The 17,402-nt window shown below is 66.8% G+C and carries 16 protein-coding genes; 12 read left to right on the top strand and 4 right to left on the bottom strand.

Translation table 11 applies throughout. The features are described 5' to 3' along the window. The first annotated feature begins 69 nt into the window (after window positions 1–69). From NDN01_RS22550 to NDN01_RS22530, 5 genes are all read left to right on the top strand, one after another. The gene (locus tag NDN01_RS22550; protein ID WP_443025264.1) at window positions 70–870 is read left to right on the top strand and encodes a formylglycine-generating enzyme family protein; all 801 of its coding nucleotides are present in this window, start codon (window positions 70–72) and stop codon (window positions 868–870) included. A gap of 53 nt (window positions 871–923) precedes the next feature. Next, a complete protein-coding gene (locus NDN01_RS22545; protein ID WP_336298317.1) occupies window positions 924–1,847 on the top strand; it encodes a haloalkane dehalogenase in 924 nt (307 codons plus the stop codon). Then, entirely contained in the window at window positions 1,844–2,257 is a 414-nt protein-coding gene (locus tag NDN01_RS22540) for a DUF1330 domain-containing protein (RefSeq protein ID WP_272624303.1), read from the top strand. Before NDN01_RS22545 ends, NDN01_RS22540 begins: the two co-directional genes overlap by 4 nt. After that, window positions 2,254–2,904: a 2-hydroxychromene-2-carboxylate isomerase gene (locus NDN01_RS22535; RefSeq protein ID WP_272624301.1), complete on the top strand. Its 651-nt coding sequence runs from the start codon at window positions 2,254–2,256 to the stop codon at window positions 2,902–2,904. Before NDN01_RS22540 ends, NDN01_RS22535 begins: the two co-directional genes overlap by 4 nt. A 93-nt stretch (window positions 2,905–2,997) precedes the next feature. Further along, window positions 2,998–4,449, top strand: a complete 1,452-nt coding sequence (locus NDN01_RS22530; protein WP_272624299.1) for an eCIS core domain-containing protein — start codon at window positions 2,998–3,000, stop codon at window positions 4,447–4,449. Window positions 4,450–4,477: 28 nt separating this feature from the next. On the opposite strand, the gene NDN01_RS22525 is transcribed toward NDN01_RS22530, so the two are convergent. Then, window positions 4,478–6,265 (bottom strand): arylsulfatase, encoded by a 1,788-nt coding sequence (locus NDN01_RS22525; protein ID WP_272624296.1) that lies wholly within the window; start codon window positions 6,263–6,265, stop codon window positions 4,478–4,480. Further along, entirely contained in the window at window positions 6,262–7,371 is a 1,110-nt protein-coding gene (locus NDN01_RS22520) for an MBL fold metallo-hydrolase (RefSeq protein ID WP_272624294.1), read from the bottom strand. The genes NDN01_RS22525 and NDN01_RS22520 overlap by 4 nt, the downstream gene beginning before the upstream one ends. A 112-nt stretch (window positions 7,372–7,483) precedes the next feature. Here NDN01_RS22520 and NDN01_RS22515 point away from each other — a divergent pair, with 112 nt between their 5' ends. The 6 genes from NDN01_RS22515 to msrA all read left to right on the top strand — a co-directional run bounded on the left by NDN01_RS22515 (window position 7,484) and on the right by msrA (window position 13,772). Next, window positions 7,484–7,864, top strand: a complete 381-nt coding sequence (locus tag NDN01_RS22515; protein ID WP_272624292.1) for a hypothetical protein — start codon at window positions 7,484–7,486, stop codon at window positions 7,862–7,864. Between the two features lie 11 nt (window positions 7,865–7,875). Further along, the gene (locus NDN01_RS22510; protein ID WP_272624290.1) at window positions 7,876–9,525 is read left to right on the top strand and encodes a sulfatase-like hydrolase/transferase; all 1,650 of its coding nucleotides are present in this window, start codon (window positions 7,876–7,878) and stop codon (window positions 9,523–9,525) included. Between the two features lie 4 nt (window positions 9,526–9,529). After that, on the top strand, window positions 9,530–10,117 hold the full coding sequence (locus tag NDN01_RS22505; protein ID WP_272624288.1) for a TetR/AcrR family transcriptional regulator: 588 nt from the start codon (window positions 9,530–9,532) through the stop codon (window positions 10,115–10,117). Between the two features lie 7 nt (window positions 10,118–10,124). Further along, window positions 10,125–10,886 (top strand): phosphatase PAP2 family protein, encoded by a 762-nt coding sequence (locus NDN01_RS22500; protein ID WP_272624287.1) that lies wholly within the window; start codon window positions 10,125–10,127, stop codon window positions 10,884–10,886. Window positions 10,887–10,997: 111 nt separating this feature from the next. Continuing rightward, window positions 10,998–13,157, top strand: a complete 2,160-nt coding sequence (locus tag NDN01_RS22495) for a TonB-dependent receptor (protein WP_272624285.1) — start codon at window positions 10,998–11,000, stop codon at window positions 13,155–13,157. 69 nt (window positions 13,158–13,226) lie between these two features. Beyond that, on the top strand, window positions 13,227–13,772 hold the full coding sequence (gene msrA, locus NDN01_RS22490) for a peptide-methionine (S)-S-oxide reductase MsrA (protein ID WP_272624283.1): 546 nt from the start codon (window positions 13,227–13,229) through the stop codon (window positions 13,770–13,772). A gap of 34 nt (window positions 13,773–13,806) precedes the next feature. Here the strand turns inward: msrA and aqpZ are convergent, their stop codons facing one another. Both aqpZ and NDN01_RS22480 read right to left on the bottom strand, forming a co-directional pair. Then, window positions 13,807–14,541, bottom strand: coding sequence for an aquaporin Z (gene aqpZ / locus NDN01_RS22485; RefSeq protein ID WP_272624281.1), 735 nt, complete (start codon window positions 14,539–14,541; stop codon window positions 13,807–13,809). Between the two features lie 65 nt (window positions 14,542–14,606). Next, window positions 14,607–15,605: an L-threonylcarbamoyladenylate synthase gene (locus tag NDN01_RS22480; RefSeq protein WP_272624279.1), complete on the bottom strand. Its 999-nt coding sequence runs from the start codon at window positions 15,603–15,605 to the stop codon at window positions 14,607–14,609. 40 nt (window positions 15,606–15,645) lie between these two features. Between NDN01_RS22480 and NDN01_RS22475 the strand changes: the two genes are divergently transcribed. Next, the gene (locus NDN01_RS22475; protein ID WP_272624277.1) at window positions 15,646–17,379 is read left to right on the top strand and encodes an acyl-CoA dehydrogenase; all 1,734 of its coding nucleotides are present in this window, start codon (window positions 15,646–15,648) and stop codon (window positions 17,377–17,379) included. Window positions 17,380–17,402: the final 23 nt, after the last annotated feature.

The following is a 17,402-nucleotide window of genomic DNA, read 5'->3' as shown; positions in this document are numbered from 1 at the left end:
TTGCTGGCCACGACCGCCTGCACCTCGAAACAGCCCGCATCGACCTGTGCCGATCTCTCAACGACACCGATGGTCGCGATCCCCGGCGGCAGCTTCACCATGGGGGACGATCCGCTCTACCGCGAGGAAGGGCCCCCGCGCACCGTCAGCGTCAAACCTTTCTGGATCGACACCCATGAGCTGACCAACGCCGAATTCGCCGCCTTCGTCAAAGCGACCGGCTACAAGACCATGGCCGAGCGCGTCCCGCCCGTGATGCCGGGCTCGCCACCCGAGATGCGCCTGCCGGGATCAGCCGTGTTCAGCGTGCCGGGCCAGGGCGATCCCCGCTGGTGGCGCTGGTCGGTCGGGGCGCAGTGGCGGCACCCGTCGGGGCCGGCCGAGTCGATCGCCGGGCGTGATCATGAGCCCGTCGTCCAGATCGCGTTCGAGGATGCCGAGGCTTATGCGCGCTGGGCAGGCAAGAGACTGCCGACCGAGGCAGAATGGGAATATGCCGCCCGTGCCGGGCAGAAGGCACTGCCCGAGCCGGTCGACGGCGAAGGGCGCCCCCAGGCCAATTATTATCAGGGCGTGTTCCCGCAACGCGACCTTGGGCTCGACGGATACAGGGGCCGGGCGCCCGTTGGGTGCTTCAAGCCCAATGCGTTCGGGCTGTACGACATGATCGGCAATGTCTGGGAATGGACCAGCGACCCCGGTGGGCCGCAGGGCGACATGCATGTCATCAAAGGCGGATCCTATCTCTGCGCGAGCAATTACTGCGCGCGCTACCGCCCCGCCGCGCGCCAGTTCCAGGAACGCGGGCTCGGTACCGACCATATCGGCGTGCGCCTCGTCGCCGACCGTCCGGTGCCGCCGCGACATTGACCCAGCCGGGATGATATGACACTCTCACTGCCAATATATACGGCGGGAGAGTGATGATGCAGGTGCTCAGGACTCCGGACGAGCGGTTCGAAGGGCTGGCGGACTATGCGTTCGAGCCGCATTACCTGACCGTCACCGATGCCGACGGCACGGCACTTCGCATCCATTATCTCGACGAGGGTCATCCCGAGGCGCCGGTCGTGCTGCTGATGCATGGCGAGCCGAGCTGGTCGTATCTCTACCGCAAGTTCGTGCCGGCGCTGGTCGCCCGTGGCTATCGCATCGTCGCGCCTGACCTGGTCGGCTTCGGCAGATCCGACAAGCCGGCCGAGCGCACCGACTATAGCTATGAACGCCATGTCGCCTGGATGAGCGACTGGCTGACCGCGCTTGGCCTGACCGACATCACCCTGTTCTGCCAGGATTGGGGCGGGCTGATCGGCCTGAGGCTGGTCGCCGCCTTCCCCGACCGCTTCGCGCGGCTGGTGATCGCCAATACCGGATTGCCGGTCGGCACCGGATCGTCGGCCGGGTTCGATGCCTGGCTCGCCTTCAGCCAGAATGTGCCGCAATTCCCGGTCGGTTTCATCGTCAATGGCGGCACCACGCGCGAGCTCACCCCGGCCGAGATCGCCGCTTATGACGCGCCCTTTCCCGACGAAAGCTATAAGGAGGGCGCGCGGCAGTTCCCGACCCTTGTACCGATCACCCCGGAACACGCGTCGGTCGCTGAGAACCGGGCCGCCTGGGCTGTGCTCGAACGCTTCGAGAAACCGGTACTGACCGCCTTTGCCGACAATGACGCGGTGACGCGCGGTGGCGAGAAGGCGTTCATCGACCGCATCCCGGGCGCGCGCGGGCAGGCGCACCTGATCGTCAAGGACGCCGGGCATTTCCTGCAGGAAGACAAGCCCGAGGCACTGTGCGCGCTGATCGACACCTTCATCCGGCAACGGCCGGCGGAGATCGCGGCATGAACGTCACCAATGTCGTCTTCCCCGCACCCGAACAGGCAGCCGCCTTTTTCGGCGCTCCGGAGGACGGACCATTCGTCATGATCAACCTGCTCAAGTTCCGGGACCGTGCCAAATATGCCGACGGCTCCGAGCCTGAATTGAGCGGCCGCGACGCCTATCGCCGCTACGGCAAGGCGGTGCAGGCCTGCCTCGCCTCGGTCGGCGCGCGATCGCTCTATGCCGGTGACGTCACCGAACTGATGCTGGGCGAGATCGACGAGCTGTGGGACATGGTCGCGCTCGCCGAATATCCGTCGCGCGCGGCGATGATGGCGATGGTATCCTCCCCGGCCTATCAGGCGATCGAGAAGCACCGCATCGCCGGGCTCGCTGGCCAGCTCAACATCCGCACCAAGGCGATCGGCGGATGACCCTCACCTATGATCTCTACTGGTCGTTCCGCTCGCCCTATTCCTATCTGGTGACACCGAGGCTGGTCGAGCTGGAGCGGGATCATGACGTCACGGCCAATGTTCGCCCGGTCTATCCGATCGCGGTGCGGCAGCCCGATTTCTTCACCAGCAACGATCCGCTCTGGGTGAGCTATTTCCTGCGCGACATCGGCCGGAGCGCCGAATTCGTCGGCCTGCCCTTCCGCTGGGCATCGCCTGATCCGGTGAAGATGGACATGGCGACGCGCACCTATCCAAAGGAGCAGCCCCATATCCACCGGCTGACTCATCTCGGCGTGGCGGCGGCCGAGCGCGGACGCGGCCTTGCCTTTCTCGACGAGGTCAGCCGGCTGATCTGGGGCGGCGCGGTGCCCGACTGGCATCTCGGCGACCATCTGGCGGAGGCAGCCGGTCGCGCCGGGCTCGACCTGGCGGAGATGGATGCGGCGATCGCGGCGGACCCCGGCCATCATGTCGCTGTGGTAGAGGCCAACCAGGCCGCGCAGCGCGTCGGGGGCCATTATGGCGTGCCCCTCATGGTGTTCGAAGGCGAGCCGTTCTTCGGGCAGGACCGGTTCGACCAGCTCAAATGGCGGATGGAGCGGAAGGGTCTCGCGCGGCGCTGAACCGCGCCACTAATGGCGCCTTCGTCGATTGACGCTCCACGCACAGTTTGATTGACTGCAGAGTGGCGGATCGAGTGCAGCGGGGAGAAGGCGATGGGCGGCCATAGCAGCTACCGGACCCCGGCCGGATCGGCCCGCCCGGCACCGGCGGGCAACGCCATCGCCGGACCGCGTCATGCCCAGCTGACTCAGCTCAAGGCCATCCTGCAACGCAAGCCCAACCGCACCGGCCTGCCCGACCGGCTCAAGTCGGGGGTCGAGGCCCTGTCGGGCGTGTCGATGGACCAGGTGAGGGTGCACTATAATTCGGCGGAGCCGGCGCAGCTCAACGCCCATGCCTATGCCCAGGGCACCGACATCCATCTCGCCCCGGGCCAGGCGCACAACCTCCCGCACGAGGCATGGCATGTCGCGCAGCAGGCCCAGGGCCGGGTGCAGGCGACGACGCAGCTCGCCTCGGGCGTTCCGATCAACGACGATACGGGGCTCGAGCGGGAAGCCGATGTGATGGGCGCGCAGGCGCTCGCGACCGCCCCGCAAGAGACTGAAGAGGAGCCGGCCCAGCTCAGTGCGATCGACGGGCCCGGCACCACGCCGGTCCAGCGCCTGCTCGACGAGGAAGGCGGCGTGGTGGATGTCACCACGCTCGGCGACGACGAACTCTTCGCACTCGTCAACGCGATCCATCTGGGCGAGGAACCCGAAGGCTATATGCTTCAACCCGGCGACGGAGACCTGATCTTCGCTGAATACCGACGGCGCCAGGACGGAGTACCGCTCAGGATCACCGAGGATGACGTTAATTCCGACATGGAGGAAGAGGACGAGGACTACCAGTTCGACAATCGTGACGAATTCGAAGTCCATATGACGACGACGGCGCGCGACAATGCCGGCCTGGACAAGATCAAATACCGGGACGGCGAGGAGCGCGAGATCCGGAACTGGTCGGAAAAGTCCTTCCAGGGAACCATGGGCGAATATTTCGCCAGCCAGACCATGAGCAATCAGGGCTATCAGCCAATCGCGCTGAACGGCGGCCAGTTCGGACTCAACTTCCCCGGCGGCGATCATCTTTTCTCCAGCGGCGGCGGTGGATTCATGGAGCAGACCAAGCTCCACCTCTCAGGCCACACCGCCTCGACCAGCACCTATCTCAAGCATGTCCAGAACGCCCAGGACTACGCCATCAAGGCGATCAAGGGTTTCCACAAGAAGCTCGATGTGATGCAGGATCTGGCGAACAAGCCGCCATTCTCCGCGAACCAGTCATTCTGTGATTTCGTGGATGCTCTCGGGAAGCTTGAAGGCACCGGCGACGACGATATCGACGGCTCGGAAGCGCACACGCTGCTCGTCGAGGGCACGCGCTTCTCCATTCCCGGCGATATCTACGATCAGATGCCGAACAACATGCGGCATCATTTCATCCGGATGGATCAGACCGTCGCTGACTTCACCGGCCTGAAGGAAGATTTCGAGGATGATTTCGTCCGCGCGAAGCAACGCAACACCGATGAAGACGACGAGGATTATGTGAACTGAGAAGCCCGGCAGGGCGGGACCTGGCCGGTCAGGTCCGACGCGCCATCCGCCGCCACCACACCGCCCCGGTCACGAGCGCACCAAGTGCCAGCAGCGCCGCCAGTGCCCTGAGCAGCTTCGGCCGAACGCTCTTGTTGAAACCGCTCCGGTTGATCTGCACCTCGGCGGTATAGCCGGCCGGCATCGGCAGCACTTGGTCGCGCCTGGCGAAGGCGGCATAATCGGCCTGCAGCGCCGTGAAGAGGGCAGGCATCGCCCCGGCAAGATCGCGCGTCTCGCCGGGATCGCGGGCGATGTCGTAGAGGTGCCATTCGCCCGTGCCGGTGGGCGGCAGGTTCTTCACCAGCTTGTAATCGCCGCGGAACACCGCCGCGTTGCCGGCCAGCTCATAGCCGATCGCCTGGTCGGCTGGATGAACGCTGTCCGCCGCACCGGTCAGCACCGGCCAGAGGTTCGCCCCCATCATCGGCTCGACCGGTTTGCCGCGATAGCTGCCCTTCTGTCCGGGAACCCCGGCGAGGGCCAGCAAGGTCGGGGCGATATCCGTCACATAGGCAAAGCGTCCGGCGATCGTTCCCGCCTTGAGCGCGGGGTTGCCCGGCCATGCCAGGATCAGCGGCACGCGCAGCCCCCCTTCCCCGGCGGAGAATTTATAGCCCCGCAGCGGCGAGGCGGCGGCGCTCGCCCAGCCCGGGCCGATCGACGTGAACGAGCCGCGCCGTCCCTGCGACTCGGGTGCCAGATCGTAATGAAGCCGGCTGTTGAGCGCGCTGAGGATGTTTGCCATCGGATCGATCGGCTCGGCGCCATTGTCCGACAGGAAGACGAAGACGGTATCGGCATAGTCGCCAGTCGCCTTGAGATGCGCGACCAGCCGCCCGATCTCGGCATCGGCCGCCTCGGCCATGCCGCCATAGGCAGCCATCGCGCGCGCCCGCGCCGCCCGCTCGGCAGGGGGAAGGGCGTTCCAGTCGCGGGTGCTGGCCATGGTGACCATCGGCGTGCCGGCGGGGATGATACCCAATGCCGCCGCCCTGTCCCGCCGCGCGGTGCGCAGCGCGGTCCAGCCGCCATCATAGGCGGTGCGATAGCGCGCGATATAGGCGTCGGGCGCCTGCACCGGGATGTGGTTGGCGAGGAAGTTGATCGACGCGAAGAAGGGCCGCCCGCTCGATCGACCGCGCTCGATATAGTCGATCATCTTCTCGACGACGAAGCGCGAGGAATAATAATCCTTCGGGAGGATCGCCGGCTTGCCATCCTCGGTCCAGTCGGCGGTGTCGTAGAGTCCCTCGATCGGGCGCTGCTCGAAATTGTCGGCGCCGGCATCGGCAAGCGAGAAGGCGTGGTCATAGCCGCGCGCGGTGGGCAGCTTGTCCGGCGTCCGGCCGAGATGCCATTTGCCGGTCAGATAGGTGCGATAGCCGCCGTCTCGGAACAGGGTGGCCAGCGTGACGACCCGGTCGTTGAGCACCGTGTCGTAGCCGGGCTTGCCGACATGTTCGGGCGGGATCGTCTCGGGCATGTTGCCGAGGCCGGCGCGGTGGTTGCTGACGCCTGTCTGCAACATCGCGCGCGTGGGCGAGCAGGTGCCGGCGACATGGAAGTTGGAGAAGCGGACGCCGATCTTCGCAAGCGCGTCGATATTGGGCGTATGGATTTCGCTGCCGAAACTGCCGACATCGCTGAAGCCCCAATCGTCGGCGAGCAGGATGACGATATTGGGCCGCTTCCGCTCCGCCGCGCCGGCACCCGAGACAAGCGCGACGGTGCAGAGCAGGGGAGCAGCCCAGAGCAGGGTGATGGCGCGCCTCACCGGTCGATCAGCCGCTTGAGGATCACTGCCTGCCCGCCCGACGGCATGCTGAGCATCATGCCGTCCTCCCCGACCGTGATCGGCCCGTCATAATAGGAATGCGCATCGCCGAGAAACGCGGGGTAGGCGAAGCGGATCGGCATCGGCGGGACGATATGGTTGAGCATCAGATAGCGTACGCCCGCCGCCTTCGCGACCTGCGCCGCCTGTTCCGGCGTCGAGTGATAGCCGATGATGTCGCGCGTGACCTGCGCCATGTTCGCCTGGCCCCGCGCCTCGAGTCCCCTGGTCAGCAAGGCGACGAGCTTCGGCTGGAGCGCCTCATGGACCAGCACATCGGCGCCTTTCGCCGCCGCGGCCACCGTCGGGGTCGGTGCCGTGTCGCCGCTCAGCACAACCGAGCGGCCCTTATAGTCGAAGCGATAGCCGACCGCGGGCTCGACCGGCCGGTGATCGACGCGGAACGCCGTCACCCTCACCCCGCCATCGTCGATCAGCACGACACTGTCGCCCTGCCCGCGCGGCGGCAGCGCGAAGGGCAGCGCCGTCCCGCCGGCACCGGAAGGCGGCAGGATCCTGGCGCCGTGATGCGCGACGCGGTAACCGGTATCGAGCCCGTACGCCGCGTCGAAGCCGGCGACGATGCTGTCGACCCCCGACGGACCATGGATGGGCAGCGGCGTGGGCGAGGCGCGGCCCGACCAGCGCAGCAGCATCACCGGGCCTAGCCCGTCGATATGGTCCGAATGGAAATGAGTGAGGAACAGCGCCTCGATCCGGCCCGGCGGGATGCCCATCTGGACGATGTTCCTAGCGCCGCCCCCGCCTGCATCGACCAGGAAGACCCGCTTGCCGGCGATCACCACGGTGCACGGCCCAGCACGCGTCGGATCGGGCAGCGGCGAGCCGGTGCCGCACAGCGCGACATGCAACCCGTCGGGAAGCCCGGCGGTGGCATCGCGGCCGACGCGATGCTTGACCGCGCGGTCGAGCATCGCCGTGCCGATCTGCCGCTGGAACAGAGTCACTCCGCCGAACGCGACCGCCGCCAGGACGACTCCCGCCAGCGCCCATTTTCCCAGCCCTTTTTTCGAAGCTGCTCGCATCGGCCTCTCTCCTGTCGATGATGATGCGCCGGGATAATGGCATTATCAATGCCGAAATGTTGCAAAGGCCCCGAGTGCTGATACGATGCCGGGAAACAAGGGAGAGGCAGGCATGCGCACCATGATTCGCGCCGCGATCGCACTGGTCGGGCTGTTCAACCTGGCCATCGGGCTCGCCTTCCTGGCCGCCCCGGCAAGGCTGGGCGCCAGATTCTTCCTGCTGCCCGCGAGCATCCAGGGGCTCGCGACGATGCGGGCCGACTTCACCGCCTTCTTCGTGACCGGCGGGACGTTCGCGCTGCTCGGGGCGTGGCGCGGACGGCCCGAGCCGCTGAGCGTGCCGCTGCTCCTGCTCGCCATCGCGCTGTTCGGGCGCTGCGTCGCCATCGCGATCGACGGGGCGTCGCCCACCGCCTTCGAACCGATGATCGCCGAGGCGGCGATGATCGCGATCCTGCTTGCGGGACGCCGCATCCTCTCCAACCGGCGCTGAGGAGCCCGCGCATGAAGACCTGGCTGAAGATCCTGCTTGGAACGGTCGCGCTGCTCCTTGTCGGCGGCTACCTGGCCAAGGATTACGTGCTGCTCCACCTCGCTGGCTGGCTGTCGCCGCACGTCTATCCCAACCGGCCGGTCGCCTGGCAGAAGGGGCCGGATACGCCGCGGGTACCGGCCGACAAGCGCCCGCCCAATATCGTCCTGATCGTCGCTGACGATCTCGGCTATAACGACATCAGCTTCAACGGCGGCGGGGTGGCGGGCGGCCTTCTCAAGACGCCTCATATCGACGCGCTCGGGCGGGACGGGGTCAGCTTCGCCGACGGCTATGCCGGCAACGCCACCTGCGCGCCGTCGCGCGCCGCGCTGATGACCGGGCGCTATCCGACCCGCTTCGGCTTTGAATTCACGCCGACCGACACCCGCTTCGCGCGCACCATCGCCGGCTTCCCGACGAGCTGGGAGCACCGCACCATCTTCGACGAGGAGGCCGCGCGGAACGATCCGCCGGCCGACGACAAGGGCATGCCGCGATCGGAGCTGACCATTGCCCAGCTGATGCGCGGCAAGGGGTATCACACGCTCCATCTCGGCAAATGGCACCTTGGCGGTGCGAAGGGCATGCGGCCCGAGGACAAGGGTTTCGACGAAAGCCTCGGCTTCATCATCGGCGCGCAGATGTTCCTGCCGGAAACTGATCCGAACGCCGCCAATTCGAAGCAGGATTTCGACCCGATCGACAAATATATCTGGGCGAACCTCCCGTTCAGCGTCCAGTATAACGGCAGCGCGCCGTTCCGGCCGAGCCGCTACATGACCGATTACCTGACCGACCAGGCGATCGACACGATCAGGGCGAACCGCAACCGGCCCTTCTTCCTGTACCTGGCCTATAACGCGCCGCACACGCCGCTCCAGGCGCTAAAGGCGGATTACGACGCGCTGCCGCAGATCGCCGACCACCGTACCCGCGTCTATGCCGCGATGATCCGCGCGCTCGATCGGGGGGTCGGCCGGGTGACGGCCGAGCTGAAGGCGCAGGGCCTCGACAAGAATACGCTGGTGATCTTCACCAGCGACAATGGCGGCGCGCATTATATCGGCCTGCCCGACATCAACCGGCCCTATCGCGGCTGGAAGGCCACCTTCTTCGAAGGCGGGATGAAGGTGCCGTTCTTCATGCGCTGGCCCGCGCAGATCAGGGCAGGCACGCGAATCGCCGGGCCGGTGAGCCATTTCGACATCTTCGCCACCGCGGGCAAGGCAGCCGGGATCGCGATGCCGGCCGACCGCGCGATCGACGGCGTCGACCTGATGCCCTTTGTCGAGGGCAAGGCGACCGGCGCCCCGCACCAGACGCTGTTCTGGCGCGACGGCGCCTATCGGGTGGTGCGCGAGGGCGACTGGAAGCTGCAGATGCTCGATCTGCCGCACAAGGCGTTGCTGTTCGACATGCGCGCCGACCCGACGGAACAGCATGACGTCGCGGCGCAACAACCCGCCGTCGTCGCACGACTGCAGGCATTGCTGGCAAAGCATGATAAGGAAAGCGTCAAGCCGGCCTGGCCGTCGCTGATCCGGTCGCCGATCGCCATCGACCGGCCGCTCGGGACCAGGCCGAAACCGGGCGAGACCTATATCTACTGGGCAAATTGAACTGATGGCCGAAGACGAAGGGCGTTCAGCCGACGGGCGAAGAAGACGATCGGAATCGAGCCGCGACAAGATCGTCGAGGCGATGCTCGCGCTTGTCGCCGAAGGGCAGATCACCCCCAGCGCCGACCAGGTGGCGGGCCGCGCCGCCGTCGGCCTGCGCAGCGTTTTCCGCCATTTCAAGGATATGGAGAGCCTCTATGCCGCGATGACGGCACGGCTCTCGCGCCAGTACGAGATGTGGCTTGTCCCCTATAAATCGAGCGACTGGCGCGGACAGCTCGCCGAGACGATGGACCGCCGGCTGAGCACCTATGAAAAGCTGATGCCGTTCAAGCGTGCCGCCGATGCGCACCGGCATGAATCGGCCGCGATCCAGGCTGAACATGCCCGAACGCTCGCCTTCATGCGGGCCAGGCTGAAATCGATCCTGCCCGACGAGATTTCCAGCGACATGCTCGCCTTCGAATCGATCGACCTGCTGCTGAGCTTCGAGACATGGCAGCGGCTGCGCATGGAGCAGGGGCTTTCGATCAGGAAAGCCGGGGCAGTGGTTCGCGCGCAGGTTGATCGGCTGGCCGAACGCGCCCAGTAAGGGTCGGGTGACGTCCGCTGATCCCCTCCCCGACGATCCCCTTCATGCCCGGGGCGCCGACACGGCAGGCCATGTTCCCGACGATATCCGTCATCCGCCCTGGCGATTGATCGGCATCGGCGCGGTGGCGGCCGCGGTGCTGATCCTGGGCCTGATCGGCACGCTGATCGATCGCGGGTTCCAGTTCGGCTTCGACCGGACCATCCTGCTCGCGATGCGCCACGGCACGATTCACGGCGCCCCGATCGGCCCGTCCTGGCTGAAGCAGACGATGATCGACGTGACCGCGCTCGGCGGGGAGACGGTGCTGGTCATCCTGGTGACGATGGCCGCCGGCTTCCTGGCGGTGCAGCGCCACTGGCTGACCTTCTGGCTGGTGCTTGGCGGAACGATCAGCGGCTCGGTCGCGGTCGCCATCGCCAAGAGCCTGACCGGCCGTGCTCGCCCGGAGGTGACCGATCATCTCGTCCAAGTGACCTCGGCCAGCTTCCCGAGCGGTCACGCCGCGAACAGCGCGATCATCTATCTCACCATCGCGCTGCTGATGGCCCAGATCGTCGAGGAACCACGCGCGCGCCGCTATATCCTGGCCGTCGCCATGCTGCTGGTCGGCGCGATCGGCTTCAGCCGGATCTATCTCGGCGTCCACTGGCCGAGCGACGTCATCGCCGGCTGGAGCTTCGGAATCCTGTGGGCGCTCGCCTGGTGGGCGCTGGGTGCCTGGGCGCGGATGAAGCGGGCGGCCACCGTCACGCCGTACCGGGCGTAACGCCGTATCAATCCTCATCGTCGGCGAAGCGTGCGTCCGTAGCGATGAATTGCCTTGATACTTTATAACATCCTATCTACTCCGCCGCACAACGCACAGTCGGAGTATGTCATGACGCTGAAGATCGCCCTGCTCGCCGGTACCACCCTGATGATCGCAGGGCCGGCTTTTGCGCAGGACGCGCCTTCGGTGAGCGTGTCGGACAGCGCCTCCGCCCTGGCCGGCCAGGGCCCCGACGTGATCGTCACCGCGCCCTTCCGACAGAGCGAAACCGACGTCCTTTCCGGCACCTCGGTCGTCAGCGGCGAGGAACTTACCCGTGACCTGAAGCCGACGATCGGCGAAACCCTGGCCAAGCAGCCCGGCGTCTCGGCGACCTCGTTCGGGCCGAGCGCGTCGCGCCCGATCCTGCGCGGCTTCCAGGGCGAGCGGGTCCGCGTGCTGACCGACGGGATCGGATCGATCGACGTGTCCAACACCTCGGTCGACCATGCGGTGATCATCGATCCGCTGCTGGCCGAGCGGATCGAGGTTCTGCGCGGCCCCTCGGCCCTGCTGTTCGGCTCCTCCGCGGTGGGCGGCGTCGTCAACGTGATTGACACGCGCATTCCGCGCGCGGTGCCTGCCAAGGGCTATCGTCTCGACGGCATCGCCACCTATGGCTCGGCGGCGAACGAGCGATCGGCCGGCATGGCGGGCGATGTCGCGATCGGCGAGCATCTCGTGCTCCATGCCGACGGTTCCTGGTCGAAGAGCGACGACCTGCGCATCGGTGGCTATGCCCTGACCGAACAGCGCCGCCAGGAGGCGATCGCCACCAGCAAGCTGCCGCCGGCTGCGCCCGAACCCGGCGAGGACCCGATCGACTATGCCGCCAACGCGGCGATCCGCGGCAAGCTGCCCAATACCGCCGCCCGAACCTGGACGGCGGGCGTCGGCGCGTCGATCATCACCGACACCGGCAGCCTGGGCGTATCGTACAGCCATTATGACAGCCTGTACGGCGTGCCGATCCGCTACGCGACCCTGCCCGACCAGGGCCAGGAGGCGCCCCGGCTCGACATCGTGCAGAACCGGTTCGACCTGCGCGCCGAGGTGAATACGGGCGGCGGCTTCCTCGACAAGATCCGCCTCCGCGCGGGCCATGCGACCTATCGCCATTTCGAGCTTGAGCCCGACGGCGCGATCGGCACCGCCTTCTATAATAACGGCACCGAGGCACGGCTTGAGCTGGTTCAGGCGAAGCGGGGCGCCTGGGTCGGCGCGTCGGGCGTGCAATATTTCAACCGGGTGTTCAACGTGGTTGGCGACGAGGCCTTCCTGCCCAAGAACGAGACCAACCAGATCGGCTTCTTCACCCTCCAGCAGCTCGATCTCGGCGCGTTCAAGGCGGAGGGCGGGCTTCGCTACGAAGTGACTGACGTCGCGGCGCGCACGCCGCTGGGCGACGAGCGCTTCTTCGCTGGGCAGCGGCATTTCGGTGCACTGTCGGGATCGATCGGTGCGTCCTACGGCATCAGCGATGCAGTGCGGATCGGCCTGAACTTCTCGCGCACCGAGCGCGCTCCTTCAGCCGAGGAATTGTTCGCCAACGGCGCGCATGCCGGCACCCAGGCCTATGAGCTGGGCAATCCCAACTTCAGGCTCGAGAAGAGCTGGGGGCTGGAGGGGACGCTGCACGCGCACGGCAATGGCTACAGCTTCGACGCGTCGGCCTATTATAACCGCTTCACCAACTACATCGCCGAGACCCAGGTCGCGCAATCGGTCTGCGAGGCTGCCGCCGCGCCGAGCGGGCGCACCGTCGAATTCCCCTGCTTCCAGTCGATCCAGACCGATGCGGTCTATTACGGCGTCGAGGCGGAGGCGTCGGTGCTGCTCGCCAAGGTCGGCGGCTACAAGATCAATGTCGATGCGCTGGGCGACTATGTCCATGCCTCGATCGTCGACCAGGGTCCGTTGCCGCGCATCCCGCCGATGCGCGTGCTTGGCGGGGTCGAGGCGCAGGGCGACCGGCTCAACGGCCGCATCGAGGTCGAACGCGTGTTCAGGCAGAACCGGATCGCCGCGTTCGAGACCCCGACCAACGCCTATACGATGGTCAATGCCTCGGTCGGGATCGCGCCGTTCGGCAAGGCCAGCAAGACCACGCTGACGATCAGCGCCAACAACATCTTCGATGTGAATGCGCGGCGTGCGGCGAGCTTCCTCAAGGATTTCGCGCCGCTCGCCGGCCGCGACATCCGGGCCACGCTGCGCTTCGGCCTGTAAGCCGGCTCCGGGGCGATTGCCTCCCGCCCGCGCGACCCTATCTTGGGCGGCTCAAGGCAGGAGTGAGAGATGGCAAGCGACGTGGCGACGCTGGCGGGCGGATGTTTCTGGTGCACCGAGGCAGTGTTCAAGGACGTGATCGGCGTCGAGACGGTCGAGAGTGGCTATATCGGCGGGGCGCTGCCCAACCCGACCTACAAGCAGGTGTGCGGCGGGGATACCGGCCATGCCGAGGCGATCCGGATCACCTTCGACACGGATCAGGTGCGCTATGGCGATATCCTGGACATGTTCTTCGCGACTCATGATCCGACCCAGCTCAACCGGCAGGGCAATGACGTCGGCACGCAATATCGCTCGGCGATCTTCCCGCATTCGGCCGACCAGCGCGAAGAGGCCCAGGCAGCGATCGCGCGCGCCTCGGCCGGCTGGCCCGCGCCGATCGTGACGTCGATTGAGCCGCTTTCCGAATGGTATCCGGCGGAGGACTATCATCAGCAATATTGGGAAGGCGAAGGCCAGTCGAACCCCTATTGCCTGGCCGTGATCCCGCCCAAGCTGAAGAAGCTCCGCAAGAGCTTCGCCGACCGGTCGAAAACCGGGATGGCCGCGTAATATTCCCCTCCCTTCCGGGAGGGGAATAAGCAGATCAGAGCGCCTCGCCCTCGATCGGCGGCTTCTTCGACGCATCGGCGCCGAGCGTCTTGTACACAAGGCCGCCGAGCACACCGCCCACGATCGGCGCGACCCAGAACCACCAGAGCTGCTGAAGCGCCAGCCCGCCGACCACCAGTGCCGGTCCGGTGCTGCGCGCCGGGTTCACCGAGGTGTTGGTGACCGGGATGCTGATCAGGTGGATCAGGGTGAGCGCGAGGCCGATCGCGATCGGCGCGAAGCCGGCCGGCGCTCGCGTGTCGGTCGATCCCATGATCACCAGCAGGAAGAAGAAAGTCAGCACGACCTCGATCGTCAGCCCGGCCGCCAGCGAATAATGACCGGGTGACAGCGATTCGAGCCCGTTCACCGCAAGGCCGTTGGGCGGCAGGGTGAAGCCCGGCGCACCGCTGGCGATGAAATAGAGCAGATAGGCGGCGACCGTCGCGCCGAGCACCTGGGCGATGACGTAGAGCGGGATGTCCTTGCCCGCGAACCGCCCGCCCGCCCACAGGCCGACAGTGACCGCCGGGTTGAGGTGGCAGCCGGAGATATGGCCGATCGAATAGGCCATGGTCAGCACGGTCAGGCCGAAGGCGAGCGCGACGCCCGCAAAGCCGATGCCGACTTCCGGAAAGCCCGCCGCCAGCACCGCGCTGCCGCAGCCGCCGAAGACGAGCCAGAAAGTACCCAGGAACTCGGCGAGCCCCCGCTGCGTGTTCGTCACCATGGTCTTCCTCTCCTTTACGAGTCGTAGGGAGGGAGGTTAACGGCCGTTACGGCGGCGTAAAGACGTCAGTCGCGGTGCGCGGCGCGGCGCAGGCGATCGTTGATCGCCACGCCGAGCCCGGTTTCGGGAATCGGCGCGACGGCAATTCGGGGTTTGGGAGACGCATCGCTTCGGTGCAGGGCCGAGAACAGGGCGGCGGCGGCCTCGGTCAGGTCGCCCGTCCCGGACAGGGAAACGTCGCCGGAGATGGAACCGAATCCGATCAACCATTCGTCCGGGGTGGCTGAACTGGCGTTGATGCGCAGTGGTTTGGCCGGTGCGTAGTGGCTTTCGAGCTGGCCGGGGGACGTCACGATCTTCTTCGCCGGTAAAGACCGGGGCCCGGTTACGATGCCCTCCGATACCGGCCTCCGGCCTTCGCCGGGAAAGAGATTGGAGATGTCTTCCGTCGTGACCGGTCCGGGGCGCAGCACTCGAACCCCGTCGCCCGTCATCACGATAGTCGATTCCAGCCCCGCCTCGGTCGGCCCGTCATCGACGATCAGCGGAATCCGCCCGCCCAGGCTCGCCAGCACATGCTCGGCGCGGGTCGGGCTGATCGAGCCGCTCGCATTGGCCGACGGCGCGGCGAGCGGCCTGCCCGTGGCGAGCAGCAGGGCGCGCATGGCCCGGTGTGCCGGCACCCGGATCGCGATCGTATCGAGCCCGGCCGTCACCAGTGACGCGATCCCCGCATCGGGGCGGAGCGGCAGCACCAGGGTCAACGGCCCCGGCCAGAACGCATCGGCAAGCACTCCTGCGGCTTCGTCGAACGACGCGATACACTCGGCCGCCGCGCGATCGAGGACATGGACGATCAGCGGATTGAAGCTCGGCCGGCCCTTGGCGGCGTAGATGCCGGCGACCGCGCGCGACTCGGTTGCGTCGGCGGCAAGGCCATAGACCGTCTCGGTCGGGATCGCGACCGGCTCGCCCGACAGGATCGTCGCGGCGGCCTCGGCGATCGCCGCCTCGCCGTAAGGTAAGGTGCACGTGGAGATAAGCGGGTTTGGCGAGGTCATCATGCGTGGCTATAGCGCGCACGACCGCAGGAAGAGAAACGCCATGACATTCACCGCCCCTACCGCCGACCAGCGCTTCGTCCTCGACCATGTCGTCGGTATCGGCGCGCTGGCCGATTCCGACCGATTCGCCGCGGCGACGGATGACGTGGTCGAGGCAGTGCTTGAGGGAATCGGCGATTTCGCGGCGGGGGAATGGGCGCCCCTGCTTCGCGCCGGCGACACCGTCGGCCCGAAATGGACGCCGGACGGGGTGGTGATGCCTGAAGGCTTCGACGAGGCCTATCGCGACTATGTCGAGGGCGGCTGGGGCACGATCGGCGTGCCCGAGGCTTTTGGCGGCCAGGGCCTGCCCTTCGCGATCCAGACGGCGGTGCTCGACACGCTCGGCGCGGCAAACATGGGCCTGGCCCTCGCCCCGACCCTGACGGTCGGCGCGATCGAGGCGCTGATCCATCATGGATCGCCCGAGCAGCAGGCGCTCTACCTGCCGAAGCTCGCAACCGGCGAATGGACCGGCACGATGAACCTGACCGAGCCGCAGGCCGGATCGGATGTCGGCGCGCTGCGCACCCAGGCGAAGCCGCGCGGCGACGGGACCTGGAGCATCAAGGGCACCAAGATCTTCATCTCGTTCGGCGACCATGACATGGCGCCCAACATCGTCCACCTCGTGCTCGCCCGCACCCCCGATGCGCCGCCGGGGACGAAGGGCATCTCGCTGTTCCTGGTCCCGAAGCACCGACTCGACGTCGGTGGCAACCCGGGCGAGCTCAACGACGTCCGCGTGGTCTCGATCGAACACAAGATGGGGCTCCATGCCTCGCCCACCTGCGTGCTGAGCTTCGGCGACAATGACGATTGCGTCGGCACGCTGATCGGCGGCGAGTTCGGCGGCATCCGCGCGATGTTCACCATGATGAACAATGCACGGCTCAATGTCGGGCTTCAGGGCGCGCAGGTCGCCGAGCGCGCGACCCAGGCGGCAATTGCCTATGCCCGCGAGCGGATCCAGTCGCCCCGCGCCGGATCGCCGTCACGCGATTCGGTCGCCATCATCGAGCATCCCGACGTCCGCCGCATGCTGATGCGGATGAAGGCGCAGACGCAGGCGGTGCGCGCCCTGGTCTATTTCGCCGCCGGCCATGTCGACCGGGCGACGATCGGCGAGGCGGGCGCTCAGGACCGGCTTGAGCTGCTGACCCCGCTCGCCAAGGCGCACGGCACCGATATCGGATGCGAGGTCGCCTCGATCGGCGTCCAGGTCCATGGCGGCATGGGCTATATCGAGGAGACCGGCGCGGCGCAGTTCTACCGCGATGCACGCATCACCCCGATCTATGAAGGCACCAACGGCATCCAGGCGGCCGACCTGGTCGGGCGCAAGCTGGGGCTTGGTGCCGATGGTAAGGGCGGCGGCGTCTTCGCAGGGCTGATCGGCGACATGCGCGCCGAAGCCAGGGACGCAGGTCTGGTCGAGCTGATCGAGGCATGCGATGCCATCGGACGCGACCTGATGAGCCGCGACACGGACGACCGGCTGGCGGCAAGCTATCCCTTCCTGACCATGCTCTCGACCGCTGTCTGCGGCTGGCTGATGGAACGGCAGGGCCGCGCGGCGACGGGAGAGGGCGATCCCGCCTTCCTCGCGATGAAGGCGGCCACGGCGCGATTCTATGTCGAACAGATCGTGCCCGAGGCGATGGGCCTCAGGGCGGCAGCGACGGCGAAAGCGGAAATATTGTATGCGATTCCGGCCGAGGCGTTCGGGGCCTGACCCCTTCGCCATGGCCCGGCTTT

Source organism: Sphingomonas sp. QA11 (assembly GCF_028473665.1).
GTDB classification, from domain to species: domain Bacteria; phylum Pseudomonadota; class Alphaproteobacteria; order Sphingomonadales; family Sphingomonadaceae; genus Sphingomonas; species Sphingomonas phytovorans.
The sequence above is the reverse complement of the archived record's forward strand: the minus strand, read 5'-3'. Positions and strand labels throughout refer to the sequence as shown.

Coding starts and splice junctions, on each gene's coding strand:
- NDN01_RS22540 (WP_272624303.1), top strand. CDS start 1,844: ATGAACGTCACCAATGTCGTCTTCCCCGCACCCGAACAGGCAGCCGCC.
- NDN01_RS22510 (WP_272624290.1), top strand. CDS start 7,876: ATGAAGACCTGGCTGAAGATCCTGCTTGGAACGGTCGCGCTGCTCCTT.
- NDN01_RS22480 (WP_272624279.1), bottom strand. CDS start 15,605: ATGATGACCTCGCCAAACCCGCTTATCTCCACGTGCACCTTACCTTAC.
- NDN01_RS22535 (WP_272624301.1), top strand. CDS start 2,254: ATGACCCTCACCTATGATCTCTACTGGTCGTTCCGCTCGCCCTATTCC.
- NDN01_RS22550 (WP_443025264.1), top strand. CDS start 70: ATGGTCGCGATCCCCGGCGGCAGCTTCACCATGGGGGACGATCCGCTC.
- msrA (WP_272624283.1), top strand. CDS start 13,227: ATGGCAAGCGACGTGGCGACGCTGGCGGGCGGATGTTTCTGGTGCACC.
- aqpZ (WP_272624281.1), bottom strand. CDS start 14,541: ATGGTGACGAACACGCAGCGGGGGCTCGCCGAGTTCCTGGGTACTTTC.
- NDN01_RS22505 (WP_272624288.1), top strand. CDS start 9,530: ATGGCCGAAGACGAAGGGCGTTCAGCCGACGGGCGAAGAAGACGATCG.
- NDN01_RS22475 (WP_272624277.1), top strand. CDS start 15,646: ATGACATTCACCGCCCCTACCGCCGACCAGCGCTTCGTCCTCGACCAT.
- NDN01_RS22545 (WP_336298317.1), top strand. CDS start 924: ATGATGCAGGTGCTCAGGACTCCGGACGAGCGGTTCGAAGGGCTGGCG.
- NDN01_RS22520 (WP_272624294.1), bottom strand. CDS start 7,371: ATGCGAGCAGCTTCGAAAAAAGGGCTGGGAAAATGGGCGCTGGCGGGA.
- NDN01_RS22515 (WP_272624292.1), top strand. CDS start 7,484: ATGCGCACCATGATTCGCGCCGCGATCGCACTGGTCGGGCTGTTCAAC.
- NDN01_RS22495 (WP_272624285.1), top strand. CDS start 10,998: ATGACGCTGAAGATCGCCCTGCTCGCCGGTACCACCCTGATGATCGCA.
- NDN01_RS22530 (WP_272624299.1), top strand. CDS start 2,998: ATGGGCGGCCATAGCAGCTACCGGACCCCGGCCGGATCGGCCCGCCCG.